The following is a 26,170-nucleotide window of genomic DNA, read 5'->3' on the forward strand; positions in this document are numbered from 1 at the left end:
CCGACTATGCCGGGGCGTCCTCGGACGGGATCGCTTCGGTCACCGCGCTCTCGGCACGCTCGATGCTTCGTTGGTGCCGGAAGCCGAGGATGATGCTGGAAATCAGCGAGATCGAGATGACGGCCTCGGCGATGAAGAACGACCCGAAGTCGATGATCGAACCGATCGGCGGGTTGCCGGGGACCGCATTGCGCAACGGGATCAACGCGAACAGGATGGCGGCCATCATCGAACAGCCGGGGAAGATCAAGCCGCGCCGCCAATGCAGGATGTAGAACGCCGCCACCACTGCGCCGGTCGCCAGGCCGAGCATCAGCAGCATGATGAACACGGCGAAGATGATGGTGGGCGCGCTGCGGTGCAGGCCGAGATTCACCACCGCGCCGCCGTTTTGGGAGGTGGCCGCCTTGGTGGTGATTCCGAAGAACGGGTCGGTGTTGACCACGGTGAGGGCGACCGGAACGTTGTTTCCCTGCGGATTGAAGACGTGCACCTCGAGCCGTCCGGTGTAGCGATCGAACGGGTAGTCGGTGACCGCGCCGTCCACGCTGACTTTCTGCTCGATGTCCGGGGCGGAGTCGCCGGCCTTGATCTCGGCCCTCCAGTTACCGATCGCGGCGGTCGTGAGCGTCGCGTCCTGGGCGAAATTCCCGTCCGGGTCGGCCAGTGCGCCGCTCGGCGCCACGTCGACGATCGTCACCGAAAGTTGTTGTGTCGCTGCGTCGACCTTGGTGATCCAGACGGTGACGTTGACCCGGTCGGGATTGTTGTCGTCGCCGAAGAAACTCTCCTGGTCGGTGTTGTTCCGACTGGCGAGATACCCCGTGATGCTCGCTGCCATCACCGCGATCAGCAACGCAACCGCGATGATCAGCCGGCGCATGCCGACATCGCGGACCCGTCGGATGTGGTTACGCATCCTTCTCCTTGTTCATCCAGCTTGCGTATACCCAGGACAGGAATTGTCCGACAGCTTCGGCTGACTGGTGTGCCCGCGGTGAGGACATGATGTCGAAACCGTGTTGCGCCCCCGGCAATTCGGCATAGAGCACCGGGCCTTGCGCCACCTTGCGGAACTCGTCGACGAACTCACGTGCTTCGTCGACCGGAATCACCGAGTCGTGTTCGCCGTGCAGGATGAAGAACGGTGGTGCCTCGGCGCGCACCCGGCGGATTGGCGATGCGGCGGTGTAGATGTCGCGGAACCTGGTGAACTGCCGCTTGACGACCAGACGTTCGAGGTAGCCGATGAACTCCCGGCGGCCATTGCCCTGCACGGTGTACCAGTCGTAGCGGCCGTACACCGGGACCGCGGCCATCACCGAGGTATCGGCATCCGGGAACCCGGGCTGGTACTGGAGATCATCGGCAGTCAAGGCGGCCAGTGCCGCGAGGTGCCCGCCCGCCGAGCCGCCGGTGATCGCCACGAAATCGGGGTCACCGCCGTAGTCGGCGATGTTCTCCTTGATCCACGCCAGCGCCCGCTTGACGTCGACGATGTGATCCGGCCAGCTATGAGTCGGGCTGACACGGTAATTCATCGCCACACAGATCCAGCCGCGATCGGCCAGGTGGCTCATCAGGGGGTAGCCCTGTGGACGACGCCAGCCGATCGCCCACGCCCCGCCGGGCACCTCCAGCAGCACCGGAGCCTTGCCGTCGCGCGGCAGATCGCGGTGGCGCCAGACGTCGGCCAGGTTGGCGCGGCCGTGCGGCCCGTAGCTGATCGTGCTGGACTTGTCGACGAAGCGGCGCCGCGACAACGTGGTCCGCCACGCCGGGGCGAGCGAAGCGACGGGAAAACGGCCCGCGGGCCGCCCGGACTTCGACGGTGTATTCGGCAGGGTCCTCAGCACGTCGGTGTAGTCCTCGCCGAGACCCTCGACCAACGCATCGTGCAGCACCGGCCCGGGTGTGGTCACATTGCGACGCTGGATCACCAGCAGGAACAACCACGACAGGGCCGTCAGCCCCAGGGCCGCGGCGCCGCGCCTGCCCCGGAAGTCGCCGCGCCGACCGCGCCGCACGGCATCGACGACGGAGCCGCCCAGGTACAGCATCGGCTGCTCCGAGGTGGGCCAGCCGAACGTGAAGGCCGCCAGGGTGGTGTAGCCCTGGCGGCCCAGTGGGCGAAACCCGTTGGCCGCGTTCGCTAATTCGACGATCGCGCGCGCAACAGGGCGCGGGCGCCGAAGCTCAGCCGTTAGACGTGCGCGCGATGAGTTCATTACGCAGGATCTTGCCAGTGCTTCCGCGCGGCAGTTCGCTCAGGATGGAGATTTCCCGCGGCACCTTGTAGTTCGCCAGGTTCTCCCGGACGTGGGCCTTGAGGTCGTCGGGGTTTGCGGTCGCTCCGTCGGTGAGGACGACGAACGCGACCAGCCGTTGGCCGAACTGTTCGTCGTCGACGCCGAGCACCGTCGCCTCGGCCACCTCGGCGTGGGCGGCCAGCGTCTTCTCCACCTCGATCGGGTAGACGTTTTCGCCGCCGGAGACGATCATCTCGTCGTCGCGGCCCACCACGAACAGCCGGCCCGCCTCATCGAGGCGGCCGATGTCGCCCGAGGACATGTAGCCGTCGTGAAAGTCCTTGGTATTGCCCGAGGTGTAACCGTCGAACTGGGTGGAGTTCTTCACGAAGATCCGCCCGACCTCGCCGGTGGGGACGTCGTTGAACTCGTCGTCGAAGATGCGGATCTCGGTGCCCATCGCTGGCTTGCCCGCCGTATCGGGCGCGGCACGCAGGTCGGCCGGAGTAGCGGTGGCGATCATGCCCGCCTCGGTGGCGTTGTAGTTGTTGTAGATGACGTCGCCGAACTCGTCCATGAACCTGGTGACGACGTCGGGTCGCATCCGTGACCCCGAGCAGGCAGCGAACCGCAGCGTGCGTCCGCTGTACTTCTTTCGGACATCGTCGGGCAGATCCATGATGCGGTCGAACATCACTGGCACCACACACAATCCAGTGGCCTTGTACTTATCGACGAGGGCCAGCGTCGCCTCCGGGTCGAACTTGCGCCGGGTCACCACGGTGCAGGCCATCGCCGAGGAGAACACCAACTGGGAGAAGCCCCAGGCGTGGAACATCGGGGCGACGACCACCGTCGTCTCACCGAGTCGCCACGGCGTGCGGCTCAGGATCGCGACGAGGTTGCCCGCTCCACCGCCGGAGTGCTTGGCGCCCTTGGGAGTTCCGGTGGTGCCCGACGTCAGCAGGATGAGCCGGCTCTTACGCTCATTCTTCGTGGCGCGCTGCCCGGCGTGCTTGGTTATCAGCTTTTCGACGGTGGGAGCCTCGGTCGGTTCGTCGGTCCAGGCGAGGATGCGGACCGCGCTGGGTCGGTCTGCCAGCGCCCGGTCGACCGATGGCGTGAACTCCTCGTCGTAGATGACGACGTCTGCGCCTTCTCGGTTGACCACCTCCGCCAGCGCCGGGCCGGCGAATGACGTATTGAGCAGCAGCACGTCGGCGCCGATCCGGGTGGCCGCGATCAGCGACTCGACGAACCCGCGGTGGTTGCGGGCCATGATGCCCACGACCTCGGGGGCGCCCCCCGGGAGCTGCTGCAGCGCGGCAGCCAGAGCATGCGCCCGCTGGTCGAGCTCGCGCCAGGTCAGTGTTCCCAGTTCGTCGATCAGGCCCGGGCTGTCGGGGCGGCGAGCGGCGGCGGTGGCGAACCCGGTGGCGATGCTCAGCCCCTCGTCGCGCGCGGCGGCCACCATCGCGACCGTGCGGTCCGGACGCATCGGAGTGAGGAGGCCGGCCTTGGCCAGGGTGACGACGGCATCGCCGACCGAGGTAAGCCGGGACAGCAGGTCCATCAGCCGATCACCGGCAGACGGCGTTCGGCGGCGAGTTCGTCCAGCGCGCGTTGCATCACGCCACGCACATGGGCGTCGACGGCGTGGATGTCGGGGTCCTCGCCGAACTGCTCGGTGATGTCGATCGGTTCGAGTACCTTCATGACGATCTTGGTGGGCAGGGGCACGTTCAGCGGGACGACGGCGCTCAAGCCGAACGGGAAGCCGAACGAGATGGGCAGGATCTTCGCCCGCAGCAGCTTGTCCAGTCGCAGCAGCTTGGCCAGGCCGGTGCCGCGGGAAAGGTAGATCTGGCTTTCCTGGCCGCCGATGGCCACCGTCGGCACGATCGGTACCCCGGCGTTGATGGCGGCCCTCACGTAGCCGGTGCGGCCGTCGAAGTCGATCTTGTTCTCGGCGAACGTCGGCCGGTAGACGTCGTAGTCGCCGCCGGGGAACACCACCACGACGCCGCCGGAGCGCAGCGCCTCGTCGGCGTTCTCGTGGTTGGCGCGGATGAACCCGTTCTTGATGAAGAAGTCGGCCGTCGGGCCGGTGAGCACCAGGTCGTGGCTCAGTGTGTAGACCGGCCGGTCATAGCCGAAGTGCTCATAGAAGCCGAGCGCGAACACCGGAACGTCCATCGGGAACAGGCCGCCGGAATGGTTGGACACCACCAGGGCGCCGCCCGCCGGGAAGGACTCCAGCCCGCGGACCTCGCTGCGGTGATAGAGCTTGAGGAACGGGCGCAGCACCCCCATCGTCTTCTCGACCAGACCCGGGTCCCACTTGGCCGTCTCGGTGCGTGTCACGTCGTTGGTGCTCACACATCCTCCTAGGAATTGAAACGTGTTCTAGTTTTGATGGTACCGGGCTGGCCGCGATCGTCTTACCTCGATAGTTACCATTCCGAGCGTGACTGAAAACGCCGTTACCGAAGAGCCCGCCGTCCTCACCGAGCGCCGCGGCCGGATTCTGATCATCACCATCAATCGGCCCAAGGCCAAGAACGCCGTGAACGCCGCGGTCAGCAATGGTCTGGCCGCCGCCATGGACGAGCTCGACGATGACCCGGGGCTGTCCGTCGGCATCGTCACCGGGGCCGGCGGCTCGTTCTGCGCGGGCATGGACCTCAAGGCATTCGCCCGCGGCGAGAACGTCGTGGCCGAGGGCCGCGGACTTGGCTTCACCGAACGCCCGCCGGCCAAGCCGTTGATCGCCGCGGTCGAGGGGTATGCCCTCGCCGGCGGCACCGAGCTGGCGCTGGCCACCGACCTGATCGTCGCGGCCAACGATTCGGCGTTCGGCATCCCCGAGGTCAAGCGCGGCCTTGTCGCCGGTGGCGGCGGGCTGCTGCGGTTGCCGCAGCGCATCCCGTACCAGATCGCGATGGAGCTGGCGTTGACCGGCGAGAACCTGTCCGCGGTGCGGGCCCACGAGCTGGGTCTGGTGAACGCGCTCGCCGAGCCGGGGCATGCGCTGGAGGCCGCGATCGAGCTGGCCGAGCGGATCACCGTCAACGGCCCGCTGGCCGTGGCCGCCACCAAGCGGATCATCACCGAGTCGCGCGGCTGGTCGCCCGAGGAACAGTGGAAGGAACAGGGCAAGATCCTGATGCCGGTCTTCGCATCGAAGGATGCCCAGGAGGGCGCCATCGCGTTCGCCGAGAAGCGCGCGCCGAACTGGACGGGCAGCTGACCGTTCGGCTCTTGACGTAAGCGTCAGTTAAGCCGACGATCTCCCTACCAGCCCGGCTAGAACCGTAGTTGGGATCGGTAGGGAGCTCGGGGGAGCTATGACTGACGGCATGGCGAAGAAACGACCGGCGGGGCGACGTCCCGAAACCGCGATCTGGTTGGGTACCGGCGCGCTGACGTTGGGCATCGGCGCGGCAGCACTGGTCGGCGGGACGGCGGTGGCGCACGCCGACACCGGAGCCGGCTCGGCAAAACCGTCCGTGGGTTCGGCGGCGCCGCATGCCGGACCCAAGGCCACCGGCCACAAGGCCCCTCGCGTCACGACCGCACGGCCGGCGGCTGCGGTGCACAAGACCGTGACGACTGCATCGGCCACCGCCTCCGCGGAAGTCGCACCGCCACCGTTGGTGAAGACGCCGCTGCAGGTGTTCTGCGACGGATCGGTCCGCGTGCTGATCGCACTCGGCGGCATGAGCCAGACCACCCCCACGCCGGCGCCGGGCAACCTGTGGCAACAGGGGCTGTACTCGGTGGCACGGTGGCTGGAAGACACCGTCAATCCGGCGGGCATTCCCAAGATCCAAGCCGTGAGCCTCGGCGAGCCGGATCAGCTCACCGGCGTCGTCACCGGGCGAATCGTGTCCAGCAACCCGGCCGGCGCTCCGCAGGCCTACCAGGTCACCGTTGATCCCAGTCTCGGGACGGTCACAGTCAACTCCGACGGCAGCTTCACGTTCACACCGCTGACGTCGGCGATCTTGGGTGCTCCGGACGGCGGCCTGACGGTGAAGATGAAGGTGTCCGCGTTCAACGGGGTGCAGCGGGCCAGCCAGACGGTCGCGGGTTCGGTCTACAACCCGTGGAGCCTGCTCAAGCAGACCATCAGCGTCGGCACCACCCCGCTGCAAGTGGCAGTCAGCCCCGATGGAACCCGCGCGGCGGTCACCAACGGGTCCGACGGTACGGTCTCGTTGATCGACACCGCCACCAACAAGGTCATCAGCACCATCGCCGTCGGCTCCTCACCGGCGGGCATCGTGTTCGACCCGACCGGCGCCCGCTTCTATGTCGTCAATGCCACCGGTGCGGTGACGGCGGTGTCGTTGCCGTCGAACACCGTGGGCGTACCGATCACGATCGGGACCGATCCACTGCTCATTGCGGTCGGGCCGGCCGGAACGCCCGCGGCGGGCAAGGTCTACGTCGCGAACTTCGGCACCAACGGAACCGGAAACACGGTGTCGGTCATCAACACCGCCACCAACCAGGTCACCGCCACACTGACCGTCGGCACGGGACCGGAGGAGGTGGCAGTCAGCCCCAACGGCACCCGGCTGTGGGTGGGCAACACCATGGCCAAGACCATCTCGGTGATCGACACCGCGACCAACGTGACGGTCAAGACGCTCCCGGTGTCCACCGGAGTCGGTTTCATCGCGTTCAGCCCCGACGGACAACTGGCCTACGTCTCGGATTTGACCACCCTCAACACGATCTCGGTCTTCAACACCGCCACCTATGCGAAGGTCGGCACCATCACGGTCGGCCAGCAGCCGGGCGGCATCGCGTTGAGCGCCGACGGCAGCGTGGCGTACGTGACCAACCAGATGGACAACACGGTGTCGGTGGTCAATACGGCAACCAAGACGGTGATCAAGACGATCACGGTGGGCCACAACCCGCTCGGTGTTGCCGTCAGCCCGGACGGCAAGTTCCTCTATGTCACCAACATCAACGATGCGACCGTCACGGTGATCCCGGTCTGAATCAGACCGCTCCGACCATCAAGTCCCACGGATTGCCGCCGGCGGCCAGTGCCAGCCGACCCAATCGTGTTGCGTACCAGGCGGTGTCGCCGAACTCTTCGATCCAGCTGCGGGCCCGCATGGTCGTCAGCCACAACCGATGCTCGAGTGTCACGCCGATCGCCCCGTGCAGTTGGTGGGCGGCGGTGACGACAGACGGCACGACGCGACCGAGCACCACCTTGGCCACTGTTACGGCGTAATCGGCTTGCGCACTGGCGAATCCGTGGTCGGCGACGGCGGCGACGGCGAGCTCGGTGGCCGCCCGCGCCCGTTCCACCTCGCCGGCCATCGCCGCCAACGTGTGTTGCACTGCCTGAAACGCGCTCAGTGGCCGGCCGAACTGTTCACGCTCCCTGGTGTGCGCCACCGAGAACTCGACCGCGGCATCCAGGGCGCCGACCGCCTGGACGCACCGCGCCCAGGCGCCGCGCCGCCTCAGTTCGTCGGCGGCGCCGTCCACGGTGACGAATTGCCCGGCGGCCACGCTGATGGTGCCGCGCGGTTCACCGCCGAGGTTGTGGCCATTGCTCACGGCAGTGGGCACCGTGACCGCCACCTGCAGTGCCTGGCCGTCACGCAACGCCACCACCGCGGCCCCGATGCCCGCGTACGGAACGCCGGTGACGGTTGTGCTGCCCGCCACTCCGGTCGCGATGGTCAGCGGTCCTTCGTCGGGGACCTCGAGACCGGCCTCGGCGGCGAGCCAGGCCGCCAGCACATCGGTTTCGGCCAGCGGAACGGTGACGGAGTGCCGGGCCAGCGCCCGCAGGACCACTGCGGATTCGGTTGCGCCGCCGCCTGATTCAGGGTCGCTAATCAGGCGGGTCAGCCCGGCGTCCTGCAGGTGCCGCCAGGCGGTTGCGTCGAACTCGTCGGGCAGGCCGCGATGCCCGATCCGCTCGTCGAACGACCGTGCTCCGATGTCTTCCGCCAGCCGCCGCAGGTCTGCGAGATCGTCGGTGCCGCCGCCGGTTCCGAACACGCCGCCGATCAGAGCTCGCGTCATCTCAGCCCCATTCCTCGAGCCACCACACCGCGCAGCACCTCGTTGGTCCCGCCGCGCAAGGTGAACAGCGGCGAATGCAGCCGCGCGACATCCAACAGTGCGCCGACCTTCTCGCGTCCCGGTGCCTCCGCGGCATAGGAGAACAGGTCGGAAGCCAACTCCACCGACTCCTGTTCGAAGCGGGTGCCCAGATCCTTGACCAGTGCGGCCTCGTTCGCCGGCGACTGGCCCGCGGCCAGTGCCCTGGCCACCGAGACCGACAGCTGTCGCAGCGAGATGACCCGGGCAAGTAGGTCGCCGACGGCCGCGGCGGTGTGGTCGTCGAGATCGTCCTGGTCGGCCAGCAGCCGCATCAGCGCAATCAGCAGTGGAGCGGTGCTCAGAATCCGTTCGGGCCCGCTGCGTTCGAACGACAGCTCGGCGGTGACCTGATGCCATCCCGCGCCGATGTCGCCGAGCAGATTCTCGTCACTGACGAACACCTCGTCGAATGTCACCTCGTTGAAGTGGTGTTCGCCCGACATCATCACGATGGGGCTGATCGTCGTTCCCGGACTGTCTGTGGGCACGATGAATTGACTGAACCCCGCGTGGCGCCGGGCGGGGTCCACCGGGCTGGTGCGGGCCAGTACGACGATCTGATGGGCCAGGTGTGCGCCGCTGGTCCACACCTTGGTGCCCGACAGCAGCCAGCCGCCGTCGGCCCTGGTCGCTTTGGCCGCCGACGCGGCCAGGTCGGAGCCGGCCTGCGGCTCACTCATCCCGATCGCCGAGAAGTACCGCCCGGCGGCGATTTCGGGCAGCAGTCGCCGGCGCTGTTCTTCGGATCCGTATGCCAGCAGACCCGGCGCGACCTGGCGGTCGGCGATCCAATGCGCCGCTACCGGCGCTCCCGCGGCGAGCAGCTCTTCGGTCACCACGTAGCGATGCAGGTGACTCAGGCCCTGGCCGCCGTAGTCGCGCGGAATGGTCAGGCCGAGAAATCCGGCGTCACCGAGCCGTGCGCTGAACTCCTCGTCCCAGCTCGACAACCAGGCATCAACGCTTGGCTGCCAACCGAATTCGCCGCGATCTTTACTCAGGAAGGCCCGCACCGAGGCGCGCAGCGCGGCAAGCTCGGGCTCGTTGGCGCACAGCGCGGCGAAACTATCGTTCACGTCGCTCACCGGTATCCCGTCACGCGCGCCAGGATCGCCACCTTGCCGTCGTCGCCGATAGCTTGGGCGTCTCCGATTGCGGAGTTACGTCCGACGCGCAACGCGGTTCCCTCGTAACGAGATTGATCACCGGCGAAGAACGGTCGCAGGAAATTGACCCGCAGCGACGCGGTGCGCAGCGGCTCGGCCTGCCCGTGGTTGATCGCTGCGGAGGCCACCAGTTCCAGCCCGGCGCTGCTGACTCCGCCGTGCACAATCCCGATCAGATTGTTGATGATCGAATCCGGTCGCTGGGCCAGCCGGTAGGTGCCGGCCTCCTCGGCCCGCCGTTCGGCGGACATCAGTTCGGTCATCGACGTCTGCGGCGTGCGCACCAAGGTGTCCGGCCCCCGCTGGATGGGTGCGTCGGGACCGCCGGTGATGGCGACGGTGCGCACGGTGCCGCCGCCGATCGTGCTGCCGCGGTGACTGAGCGTGCAGATGGCCAGCAGCGTCGCGCCGTGCGGGCCGAGCGGTCGGCTGCTCGCCACGACGGGTTCGTGCGGGGCGGCCTGAAGACTGTCGATCCCGTCCGGGCTCAGCTCGATCGAGAGCTCGCTGGACACCGTCCACTGCCCGGCTCCGCGACGGTAGAAGTTGGCCCGGCCGCCGACGTCGTCGACCAGGATCGCCAGCGGCCCGATCGTCGGCATCCCGGTGAACGGGTTGGTCAGATGGCCCACCGGCATGGCGGCCACGACGGTGAACTCGGTGAAGTTCTCGGCCAGTGTCGTGATGCCGAACCGGGTGATGACACTTTCCGGGGTCTCCGGGTCCTGGATGCCGGTGGCGGGTTCGGGTGTCGTCACACCTGGTATTCCAGCATCAGCGGTCGTGGTGCTGCACACCCGGTCCAGGAGCGCTTCGCCCGCTGCTGAGGTTTTGCGCGATCGATAGCTGAACTGTGCGTTACCGGCCGAGGATGAAGTAAGGCTCACCTCGCCGAAAACCGGGAAATACCTCCTCATCCACTGACGGTTCGGTAGCTTCCGTGAAACGGGCGGGCCGGGCCATCCCGCATGACGTGGGCGGGGGACTTCCGAAAATGACCGTGCGCAATTCGTTTCAGAGCATCGACCACATCGACCCCTCGCCCGGTTACGCCCGCTGGGTGGGGCGGGTCGGCGTGCTGGCAGTTGCCCTGGGCGTTGGCGCCGCGACGGCGGCGATGCCGATAGCCGCGGCAGACACCAACGGCTCGGGAAGCTCCACCGGTTCGAGTTCGCGCAACACCAGCCATGAGGGCTCCTCGGCCGATGCGCCCTCCAAGCGCGGGCCGGGAGTTGCACGCAGCGCCCCCCGCACTCGCGCCGCGGCGAAACCGGCGGCCCCGGCGAGTGGTTCGCAGTCAACCCCTTCCGCTGCGGACGACACTCCTGCAGCGACCGTCAAGCCGGCGGGCTCGGCCGAGTCGCCCAGCGTCATCGCCAAGCCGGCCTCGCCTGCTGCGAAGGTGGCCAATGTGGCGGCGCCGGGAGCGGCTGCGACGGCTGCCCTCGCCGGCAACCCGATCACCGATTTCATTCGGATGTGGGTCGGGAACGGCACCGCCGACAACCCCAATGGCGGCATCCTCTTCGGCAACGGCTACAGCTACACCACCGACACGTGCGCCGCCGCTACTGCGTGCAACGGCGGGAACGCGGGCCTGTTCGGTACCGGCGGGAACGGCTTCAACGGCGGGAACGGCGGCGCCGCCGGCTGGTTCGGCTCCGGCGGTGCAGGCGGTGCGGGCGTTTCCACCGTCAACGGTGGCAAGGGCGGCAAGGGCGGCGCCGGTGGCATGTTCACCGGTAACGGTGGCGACGGCGGCGCGGGCGCGGCCGGCACCGGTGCCGACGGTGGCGACGGCGGCAGCGTCGGGCAGCTGTCGCTCAGCGGCAGCGGTGGTTTCGGCGGCGCCGGCGGATCCGGAGTGACCGGTCAGACCGGTGGCGGCGGCAGCGGCGGTGGAAAAGGTGAGGCCGGCGGCAAGGGCGGCGTCGGTGGCAATGGCAGCTTGATCTTCGGTTCGGGCGGCGGCAGCGGTGCCGGCGGCAAGGGTGGCACCGGCGGCACGGGCGGTGCCGGCGCCGACGGTGTGAGCGGTGTCAGCGCCGCCGGTAACGGCGGTGCCGGAGGCGAAGGCGGCTCGGGCGGCACAGGTGGCGCAGCAGGCACGGGCGCATTCCTGTACTTCTTCGGCCGGGGCGGTGCGACTGGCAGCGGCGGTGTCGGTGGTACCGGTGGCGCGGGCGGTGTCGGGGGTGCGGGCAAGGGGGTCATGGCCGACGGTTCGACGCAGGCGGGCGGAAACGGCGGCGCGGGCGGCAAGGGCGGAACAGGCACTGCCGGTGCAGCATTCGGCACGGGCGGCGTCGGTGGTGCCGGCGGTGCCGGCGCGAGTGCCGGCACCGGAGCGACCGGTGGCACGGGCGGTGCCGGCGGCAAGGGTGCGGCAGGCACCGCCGCTGCGGCCGGCTTCGGTGGCGGCGGCGGTGGCGGTGGTGGCGGCGCTCACGTCGAGGCACTCAATGGTGGCGCTGTTGCCGGTACCGCCATCGGTGGCGCCGGCGGTGGCGGCGGTGACGGGACGGCTACCGTGGCCGGTATCGCGGGCGGCAAGGGCGGTGGCGCCAGCATCGTCGCGGACGGCACCCTCAGTTCGGCCACCGGCACGGCGACCGGCGGTGCCGGCGGCAAGAGCGGCGCCGGTGGTGGCCAGGGCGGCGATGGCGGTGCCGCGGGACTTCAGGCCGGCGCCAACGGCACCGTCGCTGGGAATGCGAAGGGCGGCAACGGCGGTGACGCCGCCGGCGCAGGCAGCATCGGCGGCGTGGGCGGCTCGGCCCAGCTGCAAGCGGGCACGTCGGCCAACACTCCCGTCGACTTCGGCCTGGTAAGCGGCAGCGCGAGCGGCGGCAACGGCGGTGCCGCCAGTGGTGGGGGCATCGGCGGTTCAGGTGGGGTCTCACTGGTCGTCGCCGCGGGGCCGACAGGCAGCGCGATTGGTATCACGTCCATCGGCGGCAGCGGCGGTGTGTCCAGCGTCAACGGCAAGGCCGGCGGGGACGGTGGTGAATCGCTGGTCAGCGGACTGAACGCCAGCATCACCGGCGGCACGGCGATCGGCGGCAGCGGCGGCGCTACCGTCGGCGGCGTCGGCGGTGCCGGCGGATACGGCTGGCTGCTGGCCAACGACATCTTCGGCCCTCAAGGCACCGCGATCGTCAACGGCACGTCGACCGCCGGCAACGGCGGTGACGGCGGAATCAACGGCACCGGCGCGAACGCGGCGGTCGGTGGCGACGGCGGTAGCGGTGGCAACAGCATCTATCAGAAGTCCGCCGGCCAGACGTCGACAAACGGAGTCAGCAAGGGCGGCAACGGCGGTGCCGGCGGCAAGGGCTCCAATATCGGCACCGCAGGTAACGGCATCGGTGGCGTCGGAGGCCACGGCGGGAACGGCGGCAACACCAGCGGCGTCCTGGGCGTGGGCACCGACGGCGATCCGGGCGGCAACGCCCTAGCCGACGGAACGCCGGGCACGGTCGGTACGCCCGGTACTGATAACCCCTGATCGATTGGAAACCAACGGGCACAGCCATTTCGGCTGTGCCCGTTGGTCATTCAGGAGTTCAGAGTCGGCACACCGAACTTCGTCACGAATTCCTTTGCCTTGATCAGGAATTCGAGCTGGGCGGCGACGGAATGAAGCGGCTGCAGGCTGCGCACCGAGCGGCACAGGACGACGGCGCCCTCCATTGCGGCCAAGGTCGTGTCCGCCAGCGCACTGGCGTCGGCTTCGTCGAAGCCCTCACGAAGATATGCTTGCCTGGAGGCCTCGCGCCAGCGGCCGAAGATCTCGCCGGCAACCGCGGTGAGTTGTTGTTCGTCATCACCGGAGCCGACCGCGGCGGCCAGCACCGGACAACCGGCGGTGTAATCGCTTGTGATCAAAGCGTCTTCCCACATTTCGACGTAGCGCCGAAGCAATACGCCGGCGTTTTCACAGGCGGCCTCGTCGATGGTGGAGCTGATCGCATACCCGGCGTACTCGAGCGCCTCGCGCAGGATCTGGCGGCGGCCTTCGGGGAAGTGGTGGTAGACCGAACCGCGCGGTGCGCCGCTGCGGGCCAGCACCTCGTCGACGGTCACTCCGGCGGCGCCGCGTTCGCGCAGTACCTCCGCGGCGGCCACCAGCATCTTGGTGCGGGTGGAGCTGCGGCCTGAGCGATCTGTTGTCGGTGTCCGGGTCATTCAGGCGGCGGGGGTGGGCCGGGCGGGATTACCCCGCCACGCCAGCGCTCGGACGCCGCGACCGAACAGCTGCTGGCGTTTGTCGGGTACCTGGCGCGTGAACCGGTGGCCGGCGATGTTCAGCTCGATCAGCCACATGATTCTCTCCTTGCAGGCAGATCTGGAGACTACCTCCATAACTATGCTTACGACCATAGGACGGCATCGCCGGCAACGCAAGTCCTAGGCTGACGCCAACGTTAACGGCAGGCAAACGGCCCTCAGGGGCCGACTGCCCAATTCCGCGCACCAGCACCTCTATGGTCAGAACCATAATCCGGAGCCCTGGTTGAACACCCTGATCAGCGCGGGTGAACCGAGCTAGGCTCGGGCTCAGCCGGCGATGAGGAGGACGCACGCGATGAGCCACTACAAGAGCAATGTTCGCGACCTCGAGTTCAACCTTTTCGAGTTGCTCGACTTGGAGAAGGCCCTCGACGACTATCCCGATCTCGACGCGGACTCGATCCGCGAGATGCTGGCCGAGGCGTCCCGCCTGGCCGAGGGGCCGGTGGCTGAATCTTTCGCCGAAACCGACCGGCATCCACCCACCTTTGACCCCGGCACCCACGCGGTGTCGTTGCCGGAACCGTTCCAGGCGTCGATGCGGGCTTGGCAGCAGGGCGAGTGGTTCCGCATCGGGTTGGCCGACGAAGTGGGCGGCGTCCCGGCCCCGGCGATGGTCACCTGGGCGATCGACGAACTCGTGCTGGGGGCCAATCCCGCCGTGTTCATGTACATGGCCGGCCCGATCATGGCCAACATCCTGTTCCACATCGGCAACGAGCAACAGAAGCACTGGGCGACGTTGGCCGCCGAACGCAACTGGTGCGCCACCATGGTGCTGACCGAGCCGGACGCCGGCTCCGACGTCGGTGCCGGTCGCACCAAGGCGGTCGACGCCGGCGACGGCACCTGGCACATCGAGGGCGTCAAGCGCTTCATCACCAACGGCGACGCCGGTGACTACTTCGAAAACATCCTGCACCTCGTGCTGGCTCGCCCGGAAGGCGCCGGTCCCGGCACAAAGGGACTGAGTTTGTTTGTGGTGCCCAAGTTCTTGCTCGACCCGCAGAGCGGTGCGCCCGGGGAGCGCAACGGCGCCTTCGTCACCAACCTCGAACACAAGATGGGTCTGAAGGCCTCGGCCACAACCGAACTCAGCCTGGGATTGCACGGAAAGCCGGCGATCGGTTGGTTGGTGGGCGATGTGCACAACGGCATCGCCCAGATGTTCAGGGTGATCGAATACGCGCGAATGTTCGTGGGCACCAAGGCTATCGCCACCCTGTCGACCGGTTATCTCAACGCGCTGGAGTATGCCAAGACCAGGGTGCAAGGTGCGGACATGACGCAGATGACGGACAAGACGGCTCCGCGGGTGACGATCATCCACCACCCCGATGTGCGGCGTGCCCTGATGACGCAGAAGGCCTACGCCGAGGGGCTGCGCGCGCTCTACCTCTTCACCGCTGCGCATCAGGATCCCGCAGTGGCACAGGTAGTTTCGGGCGCCGATCCGTCGATGGCCGAACGCGTCAACGACCTGCTGCTGCCGATCGTCAAGGGTGTCGGCTCCGAACGCGCATACCAGTGCCTGACCGAGTCGCTGCAGACATTCGGCGGGTCGGGGTTCCTGCAGGACTATCCGATCGAGCAGTACATCCGCGACGCCAAGATCGACTCGCTCTACGAGGGCACCACCGCGATCCAGGCCCAGGACTTCTTCTTCCGCAAGATCGCCCGGGACCAGGGCGGGGCACTGGCGCACGTCGTCGCCCAGATCGAGAAGTTCATCGACAGTCCGGACGCGCGGCCGGAGCTGGCCACCGCCCGCGCGTCACTGACCGACGCGTTGGACAACGTCCGCGCCGTCGCGACCGTGATGACCGGCTACCTGCTGGGTGCGCAGGAGGACGCGCGCGAGCTCTATCGGGTCGGACTGGAATCAGTGGGCTTCCTGCTCGGCGTCGGCGATCTGCTGATCGGCTGGTTCCTGTTGCGCCAGGCGGAGATTGCGCTGCAGGCACTCGACGGCGATCCCGATCCGCGTGAACAGGCCTTCTATCAGGGCAAGGTAGGGGTGGCCAACTTCTTCGCCGCCAACATCCTGCCGCGGCTGGCCGCCGAGCGGCAGATCGCGGAGTCGATCGACTTGGCGATCATGGACCTGCCCGAGGAGGCGTTCTGAGCGTCGGTCAAGATGGCGGGAGCAACCGGTAGGGACTGAACGAGGGAGGGTTCCCATGAAGGTGATCACGTCCATCGACGACGCGGCGTCCGCGGTCGGCGAGGAGCTTGGCGTCAGCGAGTGGCTACATATCGACCAGAAACGCATCAACGACTTCGCCGACGCCACCGGGGACCATCAGTGGATTCACGTCGACGTCGAAAAGGCGAAGGCCGAAAGCCCTTACGGCGCACCGATTGCGCACGGTTTCCTCACCCTGTCGTTGATTCCCGCGCTGTCCAAGGACAACTTCCGCGTCGAGAATGCCAAGATGGCGATCAACTACGGGCTCAACAAGGTCCGGTTCGTCGCGCCGGTGCCGGTGGACAGCAGCGTCCGGGTCCGCTCCGAGCTCGTCGGCGCGGACAAGGTCGACGACAACACCGTCAACCTCACCGTGAAACACACCATCGAGATCGACGGTGTCGACAAGCCGGCGGCGGTGGCCGAGATGATCGTCCGCGCGATCTTCTGACGCCGACACGAGAAAGCCCCCGACACGCAGTGCGTGCGGGGGCTTTCTCGCGTGCGTGATTACTCGGGGGTGTAGCCGAACGGCAGCAGCACGCTCTTGGCCTGGGTGTACTGCTCGATACCCTCGGGGCCGTTCTCGCGGCCGATGCCGGAGTTCTTGTAGCCGCCGAACGGCGCACCTGGATCGAACGCGTACATGTTGACCGCGTATGTGCCGGTTCGGATCTGGGCGGCGATCTTCATCGCCTTGTCGTTGTCGGTGGTGTACACCGAGCCGGCCAGGCCGTAGACGGAGTCGTTGGCGATGCGGACGGCGTCCTCTTCGGTGTCGTAGGGGATCACCGCCAGCACCGGTCCGAAGATCTCCTCCTGGGCGATGGTCATCGAGTTGTCGACGTCGGCGAACACCGTCGGCTGCACGAACCAGCCGTTGTCCAGCCCCTCGGGCCGGGCACCGCCGGTGACCACCCGCGCGCCTTCCTCGACACCCTTCTTGATGTAGCCCTCGACCCGCTCGCGCTGCTTCTCACTGATCAGCGGGCCGATCATCGCGCCCGGGTCGTCGGGCAGACCGATCGGCATGGCCGCGACCGCGCCGGACAACTTCTCGACGACCTCGTCATAGCGCGACCGCGGCGCGAGGATGCGGGTCTGGCCGACGCAGGCCTGGCCGCAGTTCATCAAGCCGGAGAACACCAGCATCGGCAGCGTCGAATCCAGGTCGGCGTCCTCGAGGATGATGGCGGCCGACTTGCCGCCCAGCTCCAATGTGCACGGCTTGAGCTTCTCGGCGGCGATCTTGGCGATCTCCTTGCCGACCGCGCTGGAGCCGGTGAACGTGAACTTGTCGATCTCGGGGTTGGCGGTCAGGGCACGCCCGGTCTCGGGTCCACCCGGCACCACCGACAGCACGCCTTCGGGCAGCCCGGCCTCGGCGAATACGTCGGCCATCGCAAACAGCGACAGCGGCGTCTCCGCAGCGGGCTTCACGACGACCGTACAACCGGCCAGCAGGGCGGGGCCGAGCTTGTTGGCGGCCAGGAAGAACGGCACGTTCCACGCGGTGACGGCGGCGACGACGCCGATCGGCTCGCGCAGCACCATCGTGGTGCCGTACACCCCGTCGCGGAAATCGCGCCAGGTGAACTTGTCGGCGGCCCCGGCGAAGTACTGGAACGACGACATCGCCGCGCCGTACTGCATCATGTCGACGATCGTCGGCGGCTGGCCGGTCTCGGCGGCCAGCAGGAACTTGAACTCCTCGGCCCGCTCTTCGAGGATTTTGACGGCGCGGCCCAGGATCTCGGCGCGCTCGGTGGGCGACATCTTCGGCCACGGGCCGGAGTCGAACGCCTTGCGGGCGGCGGCGCACGCGGCGTCGACGTCGGCTGCGACGGCCAGCGGCACCTTGCCGACCAGCTCGCCGGTGGCGGGGGAGTGCACTTCAATGACCTCGGCCGTGGCGGGCTCGACCCACTTGCCGCCGATGAACAGCTTGTCCCATTCGCTTTTGAACTTGGTGCCCGAAATAGTGCCCTGTGTCATGACCGTCACACTACCTACTGAGGACAGAAACTAGAACCTGTTCATTTCGGCCGGAGCGGTGGCCGCAGCACCAGCACCAAATTGCTCACCAGGAACTCCCGCACACCAGGCACATCGGTCAGCCACCACGCCCATCGCGGGTGGTAACGAGGGAATGCCGCGATCAGCGCGCCGGTGCCGGCAGCCCAGTTCAGTCCGGCGGCTGCCGAGACCGCGAAAAGCGACGACCCGTAGTTGTTCTTCGGGGGGTGGCCGTGCTTGCGGGTGTAGCGGGTGGCCGCCCTGGCACCACCCAGATAGTGGGTGAGGCCCATCTCGTGGCCGCCGAACGGCCCGAGCCAGACGGTGTAGGACAGGATCGCCAGCCCGCCGGGCCGGGTCACCCGCAGCATTTCCGCACCCAGTTGCCACGGGCGCGGCACGTGCTCGGCGACGTTGGACGACAGGCAGACGTCGACACTACCGGCGGCGAACGGCAGCGCCATTCCCGAGGCCCGGACGAACGAGCCGGGCCCCGCTTGCCGGACGTGCTCGGCGGCGTGCATCTCGCTCGGATCAGGCTCGACGCCGACGTAGTTCCAACCGGCCTGAGTGAAGGCGGTGGCGAAATAGCCCGGCCCGCCGCCCACGTCGACGAGCGTGCGCCCACCGGGGGTATCGCCGTGGCTTTCTTCCCAGAGGTCGGTGACCATGGCCGCGGTGTCGGCGGCCAGTGCGCCGTAGAAGCGGGCGGGGTCGGATTGTTCGTAGCGGAATTCACCGAGCAGCCGCGTCGATCGGCCCAGCGTCGCGCGCCGGGCGAACAGGTCGGTGACGGCCACGGGCCTACCCTAGTCAGCGCCCAGTTTCACGTTTCGCGGGGAAAGTTCGAGTGCAGAGCTGCAAAAGGTGAAACTCGGCCGGCGGTCTAGGCTGAACCCGATGTCCACACCCGTCCGCTCCGTCCTGCTGCTGTGCTGGCGGGACACCGGCCACCCGCAGGGGGGCGGCAGCGAAACCTACGTCCAGCGCATCGGCTCGCTGCTGGCCGAATCCGGCATTGACGTCACCCTGCGCACCGCCCGGTACCGCGGCGCATCCCGCCGCGAGGTCGTCGACGGTGTGCGGATCAGCCGAGGCGGCGGGGCTTACAGCGTGTACATCTGGGCGGGGCTGGCGATGGTCGCCGCCCGGTTCGGGCTCGGACCGCTGCGGGCCGTGCGTCCTGACGTCGTCATCGACACCCAGAACGGTGTGCCCTTCCTGGCCCGGCTCGCGTTCGGGCGTCGGGTCGCCGTCCTGGTGCACCACTGCCACCGCGAACAGTGGCCGGTCGCGGGCCGCTTCTTCGGCAGGCTCGGCTGGTTGGTCGAATCCTGGCTGTCCCCGCGCATGCACCGGCACAACCAATACGTCACCGTCTCGCTGCCGTCCGCCCGCGACCTGTCCGACCTGGGCGTCGACACCGCGCGTATTGCCGTGGTGCGCAACGGTCTCGATGAGGCGCCGCCGGACACCCTTACGGCGCAACGCTCGTCGGCGCCCCGGGTTGTCGTGTTGTCACGGCTGGTGCCGCACAAGCAGATCGAGGACGCACTCGATGCGGTGGCTGCGTTGCGGCCCCGGGTCGACGGGCTGCACCTCGATGTCGTCGGCGGCGGGTGGTGGCAAGACCGCCTCGTGCAGCGGGCCGAGCGGCTCGGCATCTCCGATGCGGTCACCTTCCACGGCCATGTCGACGATCGCACGAAACACACTGTGGTGCAACGGTCCTGGGTGCACGTGCTGCCCTCACGCAAGGAGGGCTGGGGCCTGGCGGTCATCGAAGCCGCTCAACACGGCGTACCGACCATCGGCTACCGGTCCTCGGGCGGCCTCACCGACTCGGTGATCGACGGGGTTACGGGCGTTCTCGTCGATGATCATCACGACCTGGTGGATCGCCTGGAACACCTATTGGCAGATCACGTTTTGCGCGACGAGCTCGGCGCGAAGGCCAGAGCCCGCAGCCGGGACTTCTCCTGGCAGCTGAGCGCCGCCGCCATGCGCACGGTCCTGGAGTCGGTCCACACCGGCGGCCGGGTCAGCGGCGTCCTCTAGCGCGGCCTGCCGCCACGGCCGCCCGCGCCTCCGGCCTGCCCGGCGCCCGGGTTGCCGGGGCCGCCTGCCCCGCCAGCACCGCGAATAGAGCCGCCCGCATTGCCGCCGTGCCCGCCTGGCCCTCCGACGCCCGGGGTTCCTGCGCCGCCGATCCCGCCGCTCCCACCGGTTCCGCCCGCACCGCCAACGATGAGCCCGGTGCCTCCGGTCCCGCCGTCGCCGCCGTGGCCACCGACTTTGCCACTGCCAGTGGCCTGGCCGCCCTCACCACCGGTGCCGCCGTTGCCGCCCGCGATGCCGCCGTCGCCGCCGTTTCCGCCGCGTCCGCCGTCACCGCCGTTCACGGTGGTCGAAAGTCCCCCACCGCCTGCTCCACCCGTTCCGCCGTTTCCGCCGCGGCCGAACATGCCGCCTTGGCCGCCGTCACCGGCCTGACCGCCTCGCAACTGGGCGTTACCGCCGTCTCCGCCCTGTCCGCCGTTGCCGGCGATGGCTCCACCCGGGCCGCCGACACCGCCGATGCCCCCTATGCCGGTGCCGGGAGTTCCCAGGTTCGATCCGCTACCGCCTCTGCCGCCGACGCCGCCGGTGGCCGAGCTGAACAGGCCACCAGCCCCACCGTTACCGCCGTTGCCCCCAGTGCCACCAGCACCGGCGCTCCCGCCGATTCCGCCGTTACCCCCCTCGCCGCCGGGGCCGATCTGCATGACAGCGCCGTTCCCACCGTTCCCGCCGTTGCCGCCGCCGGCCCCAGCTCCGCCGTTCCCACCGTTTCCGCCAGTCCCGCCGCGGCTGCCGGGGCCGACCGCGAAGATGGCTCCGCGCCCCCCGTTTCCGCCGTTTCCACCGTTTCCGCCGGTTCCGCCATTGCCACCGAAACCGCCGTTGCCGCCGTTTCCGCCGAATATCCCTGCGCTGCCGCCGTTTCCGCCGGAGGACCCGGCCGCTCCGTCGGCCCCGTTCCCGCCGTTACCCCCGTTGCCGAGCAGACCGGCGTTGCCGCCGCTGCCTCCCCGGAAACCGTTGCCCGCCATCCCGCCGAAGAGACCGGCGTTGCCGCCATTGCAGGTACCGGAGGTGCAGGTGGTGCCGTCGTAGCTGAAGCCATCGCCGAACAGCAGTCCGGCATTGGGATGTTCGGCGGTGCCGTTGCCAATAAGCCGAGGGACTGAAATCGGCACTGCGGCTGTGATTGCGTTGCCGAGAGTCTTTGCACCGCTTGAACACGGGGACGTCGCCGGTGCACAGGGTGATGCCCCCGGGGTCGGTGCCAGCGGGAGGGGTGCCGAAAATGACGCCAGTGTGATCGCCGGGTAACTCGGGTCTGACGGCGCGTCGGTGGCGAACAGGAACGCACCACCGGCGATGGCCGCGCTGGTGAATCCGATCCCAATCAAAGGCGCACTAGAGGACAACAACTTTCGATAAGCGGGCACGATCTGAAGCCTTTCGCGGCAGGAACTCCGTTGATCCAACTGACGGCATCACGCTGTTCACGAGTGATCGATCGGCAAGGTTCAATGCTGCGGGGAAAAACTCACAGCTGATTCCCGGGCTCGTCGTGTGACGATCCCCGGATGTCGAATATCTACTCCTACGTCCGCCACCCTCGCGCCGAGGAACTGGCGGCCAAAACGCCGGTCAAGGTGGCACACATTCGTGGCGTCGACCACGACAACTGGCTGGTGCGCTTCAATGCGAAGTTTGGACTGAGGATCACGGTGGTGGTCGGCACCATGTGGACCGCTTACCTTTTCACGCTGCTCGCCCTATTCGCGCTGCCCGACGCGATCAAACAGGGGACGTACTTCGTGGTGGTCTGGCTCTCCAGCAGCTTCCTTCAGTTGGTCTTGTTGCCGATCATCATCGTGGGTCAGAACATCCAGGCCAAGGCGTCCGACACCCGCGCCGACGAGACGTACAAGGACGCCGAGGCGGTGCTGAAGGAAGCGGCGATGATCCAGGACCACCTCAGCAAACAAGACGAACTGATCTCAAAGATCCTCGACCAGATCGGCCCGCTGGCCCCCAAAGTCGGCTAGCGCGAGCTAATTTCGATCCGGCTGAGCATCTCGATGAAGTGCTGGGCGGCCACGTCGACGCCCGCGTCGTCGTTGGTGCCGGCCAGATCGAGCAGCAACCCCCGCATGACAGCCAGCCCGAGCCGCGCGAGAGCCGGGTCGGCAGTGGCATCGGATGCTGACTGAACTTCAGTGAGCCAGCGATCGACCGCGCCGGGCAGCATTGTCGTGAACGGTGACTCGCCCTGCGCCCCGCGGGCATAGCACTCGAAGAACAGTCGTTCGAGCGCCCGCAGTTCCGGCCTGCGCAGGTGATCCCACATCGCGGCGAATCCCGTGCCATCGGTGATCAGCTCGCGCAACAATTCCATCTGCCTGCGCTCGACGTCGTCGACGATGGCCAACAGCAGATCGTCACGGGACGCGAAGTGGTGCAACAGCATTCGATGACTGGTTCCCACCGCGTCGGCCAGTTCCCGGAGCGAGCGGCCGCCGACGCCGTTCTCGGCGCATTCGGCTACGAGAGCGTCGAGCAACTCCCGGCGGCGCCGGCGGTCAGGCGTTCGAGCCACGAAGTTTCCGCAGGCCCTCGCTAGACGCCTTCAATCCCTGTGCCTCCATCGTCAGGTAGCGCTGCGTCATCTGCCGCATCAGCACACCCACGACGGACCCGAGGATGCCGCGCTGGACGAGTTCCTGGCGCACCACGGTCCGCCCGTCGGCCGTCGGCACCACGTCGTGTCGGGCCGTTGTCAACCCGCCTGGCGACCGCTGCTCCCAGGTCCACGACGCCCCCGGCTCGAGCTCGGTGACCGTCCAGACCAGCCGTGGCATCCGCGGCTGCTTGATCTCGAAGTGGCGCCCGACGGCCAGCTGCGCACCGTCGAGGCCACGCAGCCGGGTGACCGAGGCGGTCCAGTCCGGCCAGTGCTCGACGTTGCTGAACACCTCCCAGACCAGATCCGCGGGTGCGTCGATGTCGATACTGCTGGAACTGATCATGTACCAGATGGTACATCTTTGGGTCGGCGGTTGACCAGAAGGAGAATTCCGGCGCCGGTCAACATCACCACCCAGACCACGTGGGCGGCCACCACCGCGGCGCGTTTCCCTTGTGGCGCAGGCTGACTCACACCCCCGACGCGGTACAGCGTCAGCTCGCCGTCGCGGTAGGCGACCGGAAGCTGAGCCAGGTTCTGTTGCGCAATGCCCATCGATCCGGCACTACTCGATTCGACGACAACCCAGCCCACCCCGGCACCGGCCAGTGCTTCGGCGGGAGCGCCGGCCAGCAGCATCCGCTGCACCTCCCGGGCGTGGCCGCCCTCACCGGGCACGCTCGTGCCCGAGATCGTCAGGTCACCGGTGGCCAGCACGTCCGCGCGCACCCAGCGCGGCAACGGGTCGAGTACCGGCGCCGGACCGGCCCACGCGAACTGCCGCATGCTGTCGGCCGGCAGCACCGCGACGTCGGCCGGCTCGGCGTCGATCATCCGGGCGACCACCGGCCAGCCCTGCGGATACCGAACCGAGGAGACCGTGCCCCACACGCCGAAGACCAGATCGGGCAGCACTGCGAGCAGGGCCACCACGGCCCCCAGCGCGGTGATCGCGGGACGAGCCCGGGTGCGCAACGTCACCACGGCGGCCGCCGCCGCCACGGCGTAACCGGGCATCGCCAGCGCAACCCACTTCTGCCCGTCGCGCAGAATTCCCACCGCGGGCGCGGCCTCGACCACGTCCCGAAGCACAACCAGCCCGGGTCCGGTGGCCGCCGCGGCGGGTAACAGCACGCCGACCGCGGCCAGCACCAGCAGCGGCAGCACCTGCCGGCGGCGCAGCACCGTCGGCAGCCCGATGGCGACCACCGCCAGCAGCACCGCGGTCGCCAGCAACGCGAATAGTGTTGTGCGCGAGGCCGGAACGGCCTCGGCATTCCAGATCCCGCCCAGCCCCGCCAGGCTGCCGAGGGTGCCGAGGCCCGGCTCGGCCCGAGCCGCGAACGCCACCACACCCGGCGACGGCGACGAGCCGAGCCCGTCACCCAACGCCGACGCCACCAGCCACGGCGACGCAGCGAGCACCGCGGTCGCCAGCACCGCGCCTGCAGACCACAGCCGCGACACCCCGTCGCCGGGAACCATGACACAGACCAGGGCCACCACCGCGGCCAGCAACAGACCGGTTGGCGTCAAACCGGCCAGCGCGATCCAGAACACCAACGCCGCCCAGCGTGCCCGGGTCCCGCCGCTGCGCAACCGGACCACCGCGGCGGCCACCCACGGCAGGCAGCCGTACCCCACCAGCAAGCTCCAATGGCCCTGCAGCAGCCGCTCCGCGACGTAGGGATTCCACACCGCGAGAGTCGCCGCCACCAACTGTCCGGGCGTCCCGGCGTCGGGCACCAGCAGACCGGCGAGCCGCCCGGCGCCCCAGCCGGCCAGAAAGACCCCGGCGATCAACAGCGCCTTCACCACCACGCCGCCGTCGACCAGTGGCGTCAGCGCCGCGATCAGAAAATCCTGTGGCAGCGCACGCGGCGCCGACTCCGACAGGCCCAACGCGGCATCGGAGAAATACGAGCGGGGCGTGGACACCGCGTCGCGCAGCAGCAGATACCCCGGCGCCAGCAGCGGAGCGGTGATCGCGAGAGCCAACAGGAGCGCATATCCCGGCACCACCCACTCCCGGGCGGGGCGCGCCTGGGTCACGGCAGACCTCACCGCTGTGGCGGTGGCGGCTCCAGATCGGGTCTGGCGGCGGGCAACTTCTCGGTCTGCGCCTCGGCGGCAGGCATCGGCCCGGTTTCGTCCTTACCGAAGAACCCATGGTCAGCGGTGTCCAGGCCAGGGTCGATCAGCGCCGACTCGGCGCGCAGGCTGAAGGTGCCCAGCAGCGCCCCGCCGACCAGGGCCACCAGGCCGGCCGCGGTGAAACTGATCGGCAGCACCCGCGACCACAGGCCCACGCGGTCACGCTCGTCGCGGGCCGAGGCCACCCGGGATTCGACGGTCTGCTCGTTGGAGGTGACCTTGTAATCGACCACCGCCATCTCCGGCTTCAGCGGGTCGCGGGCGTAGTAGTGGTTGGCGTGTTCGGTGGACTTGACGATGACGCCGGTCACCGGATCCACCCAGAACGTGCGCTGCGCGGCGTAGTAGCGGGTCATCGTGACCGGCTCTTCCGGCGGCCCGGGCAGACCCCACAGCTCGGCTCGCGCGGTCACCTCGCCGTCCTCGTTCTTGTCATAGAGCGAGGCGTACTTGATCGGATCGACCAGCTTGCCGTCGGCGTCGTAGCCGACGTTCTGAGTGAACCGGTAGGTCGTCAGCCCGTTGACGTCCTCTTGCCCGTCATAGTTGGCGTCGAACGCCTTCTGCGCGATCGGGTCGAAGTAGGGATACGTCTTCTTCTCGGTGTCGAACGGGAATCGATAGGCCAGGCCATCGTGCGGCAGCGCGATGTTCGTCGGCGGCTTGTTGTCCTCGATGGTTCGTGGCTTCTGCACCGAACCGCCCGGGTGGGTGTCGTCGGACACCGCCAGCGCGGTGCCGCGGTTTACGGTCACCGTGTCCACCATGGCCAACAACAGTCCGTTGTCCTGTTGCTTGTCGCTGCGCCGCACGCTGGTGCCGACCTGAAGCGTCACCAGATCGGCGTTCGCCGGGGATTCGACAGTGATCTGCTGCTGTGACACCAGGGGCACGTTCTTGTCGACCACGAACTTCGTACCGACCAGTGATGACGGATCCAGCGCGCTGCCGGTGCCGTCGCTGACGAGTGTCTCGTCGATGTCGAGCGGGATCTTCTTGATCTTGCCGGAGGTGTACGTCGTCAACAGCAACGCGGCGATCAGGAGGGCGGCTCCGAGCCCGATGATGCCGAATGCCGCGATACGCACCATGCCTGCGCGATTCACGCTGCCGTGGCCTCCTCACTCGCGATCGTGCCGTACCTCACCTGACGGCGAAGCAAACCGAAGTCTGACCCTAACAGCCCAGCCCAAAGCACCGGTTCATTAGGAGGTCACCACCG

23 protein-coding genes are annotated in these 26,170 nt (G+C 68.2%); 7 read left to right on the forward strand and 16 right to left on the reverse strand.

Annotated features, from left to right (window positions below):
* Positions 1 to 4 precede the first annotated feature (4 nt).
* From AB431_RS01830 to AB431_RS01845, 4 genes are read right to left on the reverse strand one after another with little or no spacing between them, the layout of a single operon-like run.
* The gene (locus tag AB431_RS01830) at positions 5 to 919 is read right to left on the reverse strand and encodes a DUF4436 family protein (protein WP_235435800.1); all 915 of its coding nucleotides are present in this window, start codon (positions 917 to 919) and stop codon (positions 5 to 7) included.
* Entirely contained in the window at positions 912 to 2,228 is a 1,317-nt protein-coding gene (locus AB431_RS01835) for an alpha/beta hydrolase (protein ID WP_047328511.1), read from the reverse strand. Before AB431_RS01835 ends, AB431_RS01830 begins: the two co-directional genes overlap by 8 nt.
* Positions 2,197 to 3,822, reverse strand: a complete 1,626-nt coding sequence (fadD12, locus tag AB431_RS01840; protein WP_047328512.1) for an acyl-CoA ligase FadD12 — start codon at positions 3,820 to 3,822, stop codon at positions 2,197 to 2,199. Before fadD12 ends, AB431_RS01835 begins: the two co-directional genes overlap by 32 nt.
* Entirely contained in the window at positions 3,822 to 4,562 is a 741-nt protein-coding gene (locus tag AB431_RS01845) for a 1-acyl-sn-glycerol-3-phosphate acyltransferase (protein WP_369803107.1), read from the reverse strand. Before AB431_RS01845 ends, fadD12 begins: the two co-directional genes overlap by 1 nt.
* A 154-nt stretch (positions 4,563 to 4,716) precedes the next feature.
* Between AB431_RS01845 and AB431_RS01850 the strand changes: the two genes are divergently transcribed.
* Both AB431_RS01850 and AB431_RS29345 read left to right on the forward strand, forming a co-directional pair.
* The gene (locus AB431_RS01850) at positions 4,717 to 5,499 is read left to right on the forward strand and encodes a crotonase/enoyl-CoA hydratase family protein (protein ID WP_047328514.1); all 783 of its coding nucleotides are present in this window, start codon (positions 4,717 to 4,719) and stop codon (positions 5,497 to 5,499) included.
* A gap of 109 nt (positions 5,500 to 5,608) precedes the next feature.
* Entirely contained in the window at positions 5,609 to 7,264 is a 1,656-nt protein-coding gene (locus tag AB431_RS29345; RefSeq protein WP_158423499.1) for a YncE family protein, read from the forward strand.
* Position 7,265: 1 nt separating this feature from the next.
* On the opposite strand, the gene AB431_RS01860 is transcribed toward AB431_RS29345, so the two are convergent.
* Genes AB431_RS01860 through AB431_RS01870 form a run of 3 tightly spaced genes read right to left on the reverse strand, consistent with a single transcriptional unit; the run spans position 7,266 to position 10,317 of the window.
* A complete protein-coding gene (locus tag AB431_RS01860) occupies positions 7,266 to 8,312 on the reverse strand; it encodes an acyl-CoA dehydrogenase (RefSeq protein WP_047328515.1) in 1,047 nt (348 codons plus the stop codon).
* Positions 8,309 to 9,469, reverse strand: a complete 1,161-nt coding sequence (locus AB431_RS01865; protein WP_047332975.1) for an acyl-CoA dehydrogenase family protein — start codon at positions 9,467 to 9,469, stop codon at positions 8,309 to 8,311. Before AB431_RS01865 ends, AB431_RS01860 begins: the two co-directional genes overlap by 4 nt.
* A gap of 5 nt (positions 9,470 to 9,474) precedes the next feature.
* Entirely contained in the window at positions 9,475 to 10,317 is an 843-nt protein-coding gene (locus AB431_RS01870) for a PaaI family thioesterase (RefSeq protein ID WP_047328516.1), read from the reverse strand.
* A gap of 182 nt (positions 10,318 to 10,499) precedes the next feature.
* Between AB431_RS01870 and AB431_RS31455 the strand changes: the two genes are divergently transcribed.
* Positions 10,500 to 13,067 carry a PE family protein gene (locus tag AB431_RS31455; RefSeq protein WP_158423500.1) on the forward strand — a complete coding sequence of 856 codons (2,568 nt, stop codon included), beginning with the start codon at positions 10,500 to 10,502 and terminating at the stop codon, positions 13,065 to 13,067.
* A gap of 50 nt (positions 13,068 to 13,117) precedes the next feature.
* Here AB431_RS31455 and AB431_RS01880 read toward each other — a convergent pair whose 3' ends face one another.
* Positions 13,118 to 13,747 (reverse strand): TetR/AcrR family transcriptional regulator, encoded by a 630-nt coding sequence (locus AB431_RS01880; RefSeq protein WP_082135517.1) that lies wholly within the window; start codon positions 13,745 to 13,747, stop codon positions 13,118 to 13,120.
* Positions 13,748 to 13,885, reverse strand: a complete 138-nt coding sequence (locus tag AB431_RS30950; RefSeq protein ID WP_200902686.1) for a hypothetical protein — start codon at positions 13,883 to 13,885, stop codon at positions 13,748 to 13,750. It abuts the gene before it with no gap.
* A gap of 262 nt (positions 13,886 to 14,147) precedes the next feature.
* Between AB431_RS30950 and AB431_RS01885 the strand changes: the two genes are divergently transcribed.
* A complete protein-coding gene (locus AB431_RS01885) occupies positions 14,148 to 15,977 on the forward strand; it encodes an acyl-CoA dehydrogenase (protein ID WP_047328518.1) in 1,830 nt (609 codons plus the stop codon).
* 55 nt (positions 15,978 to 16,032) lie between these two features.
* The gene (locus AB431_RS01890) at positions 16,033 to 16,491 is read left to right on the forward strand and encodes a MaoC family dehydratase (RefSeq protein WP_047328519.1); all 459 of its coding nucleotides are present in this window, start codon (positions 16,033 to 16,035) and stop codon (positions 16,489 to 16,491) included.
* A 59-nt stretch (positions 16,492 to 16,550) separates the two neighbouring features.
* On the opposite strand, the gene AB431_RS01895 is transcribed toward AB431_RS01890, so the two are convergent.
* Together AB431_RS01895 and AB431_RS01900 are read right to left on the reverse strand one after the other, a co-directional pair.
* Positions 16,551 to 18,035 (reverse strand): aldehyde dehydrogenase, encoded by a 1,485-nt coding sequence (locus AB431_RS01895; protein WP_047332977.1) that lies wholly within the window; start codon positions 18,033 to 18,035, stop codon positions 16,551 to 16,553.
* A gap of 41 nt (positions 18,036 to 18,076) precedes the next feature.
* On the reverse strand, positions 18,077 to 18,856 hold the full coding sequence (locus tag AB431_RS01900) for a class I SAM-dependent methyltransferase (protein ID WP_047328520.1): 780 nt from the start codon (positions 18,854 to 18,856) through the stop codon (positions 18,077 to 18,079).
* A 100-nt stretch (positions 18,857 to 18,956) separates the two neighbouring features.
* Here AB431_RS01900 and AB431_RS01905 point away from each other — a divergent pair, with 100 nt between their 5' ends.
* Entirely contained in the window at positions 18,957 to 20,114 is a 1,158-nt protein-coding gene (locus AB431_RS01905; protein WP_047328521.1) for a glycosyltransferase family 4 protein, read from the forward strand.
* Here the strand turns inward: AB431_RS01905 and AB431_RS31390 are convergent.
* Positions 20,111 to 21,148, reverse strand: a complete 1,038-nt coding sequence (locus tag AB431_RS31390; protein WP_369803108.1) for a hypothetical protein — start codon at positions 21,146 to 21,148, stop codon at positions 20,111 to 20,113. The two genes, AB431_RS01905 and AB431_RS31390, sit on opposite strands and share 4 nt — an antisense overlap.
* A gap of 543 nt (positions 21,149 to 21,691) precedes the next feature.
* On the opposite strand from AB431_RS31390, the gene AB431_RS01915 reads away from it, so the two are divergent.
* Positions 21,692 to 22,156, forward strand: a complete 465-nt coding sequence (locus AB431_RS01915) for a DUF1003 domain-containing protein (protein ID WP_052960153.1) — start codon at positions 21,692 to 21,694, stop codon at positions 22,154 to 22,156.
* Here the strand turns inward: AB431_RS01915 and AB431_RS01920 are convergent.
* From AB431_RS01920 to AB431_RS01935, 4 genes are read right to left on the reverse strand one after another with little or no spacing between them, the layout of a single operon-like run.
* Entirely contained in the window at positions 22,153 to 22,707 is a 555-nt protein-coding gene (locus AB431_RS01920) for a TetR/AcrR family transcriptional regulator (RefSeq protein WP_047328522.1), read from the reverse strand. The two genes, AB431_RS01915 and AB431_RS01920, sit on opposite strands and share 4 nt — an antisense overlap.
* Entirely contained in the window at positions 22,691 to 23,137 is a 447-nt protein-coding gene (locus AB431_RS01925; RefSeq protein WP_047328523.1) for an SRPBCC family protein, read from the reverse strand. Before AB431_RS01925 ends, AB431_RS01920 begins: the two co-directional genes overlap by 17 nt.
* Positions 23,134 to 24,846 (reverse strand): hypothetical protein, encoded by a 1,713-nt coding sequence (locus AB431_RS01930; RefSeq protein WP_082135519.1) that lies wholly within the window; start codon positions 24,844 to 24,846, stop codon positions 23,134 to 23,136. Before AB431_RS01930 ends, AB431_RS01925 begins: the two co-directional genes overlap by 4 nt.
* A gap of 8 nt (positions 24,847 to 24,854) precedes the next feature.
* On the reverse strand, positions 24,855 to 26,054 hold the full coding sequence (locus AB431_RS01935; RefSeq protein ID WP_047328524.1) for a DUF3068 domain-containing protein: 1,200 nt from the start codon (positions 26,052 to 26,054) through the stop codon (positions 24,855 to 24,857).
* Positions 26,055 to 26,170 lie beyond the last annotated feature (116 nt).

This window comes from Mycobacterium sp. EPa45 (genome assembly GCF_001021385.1).
Lineage (GTDB): Bacteria > Actinomycetota > Actinomycetes > Mycobacteriales > Mycobacteriaceae > Mycobacterium.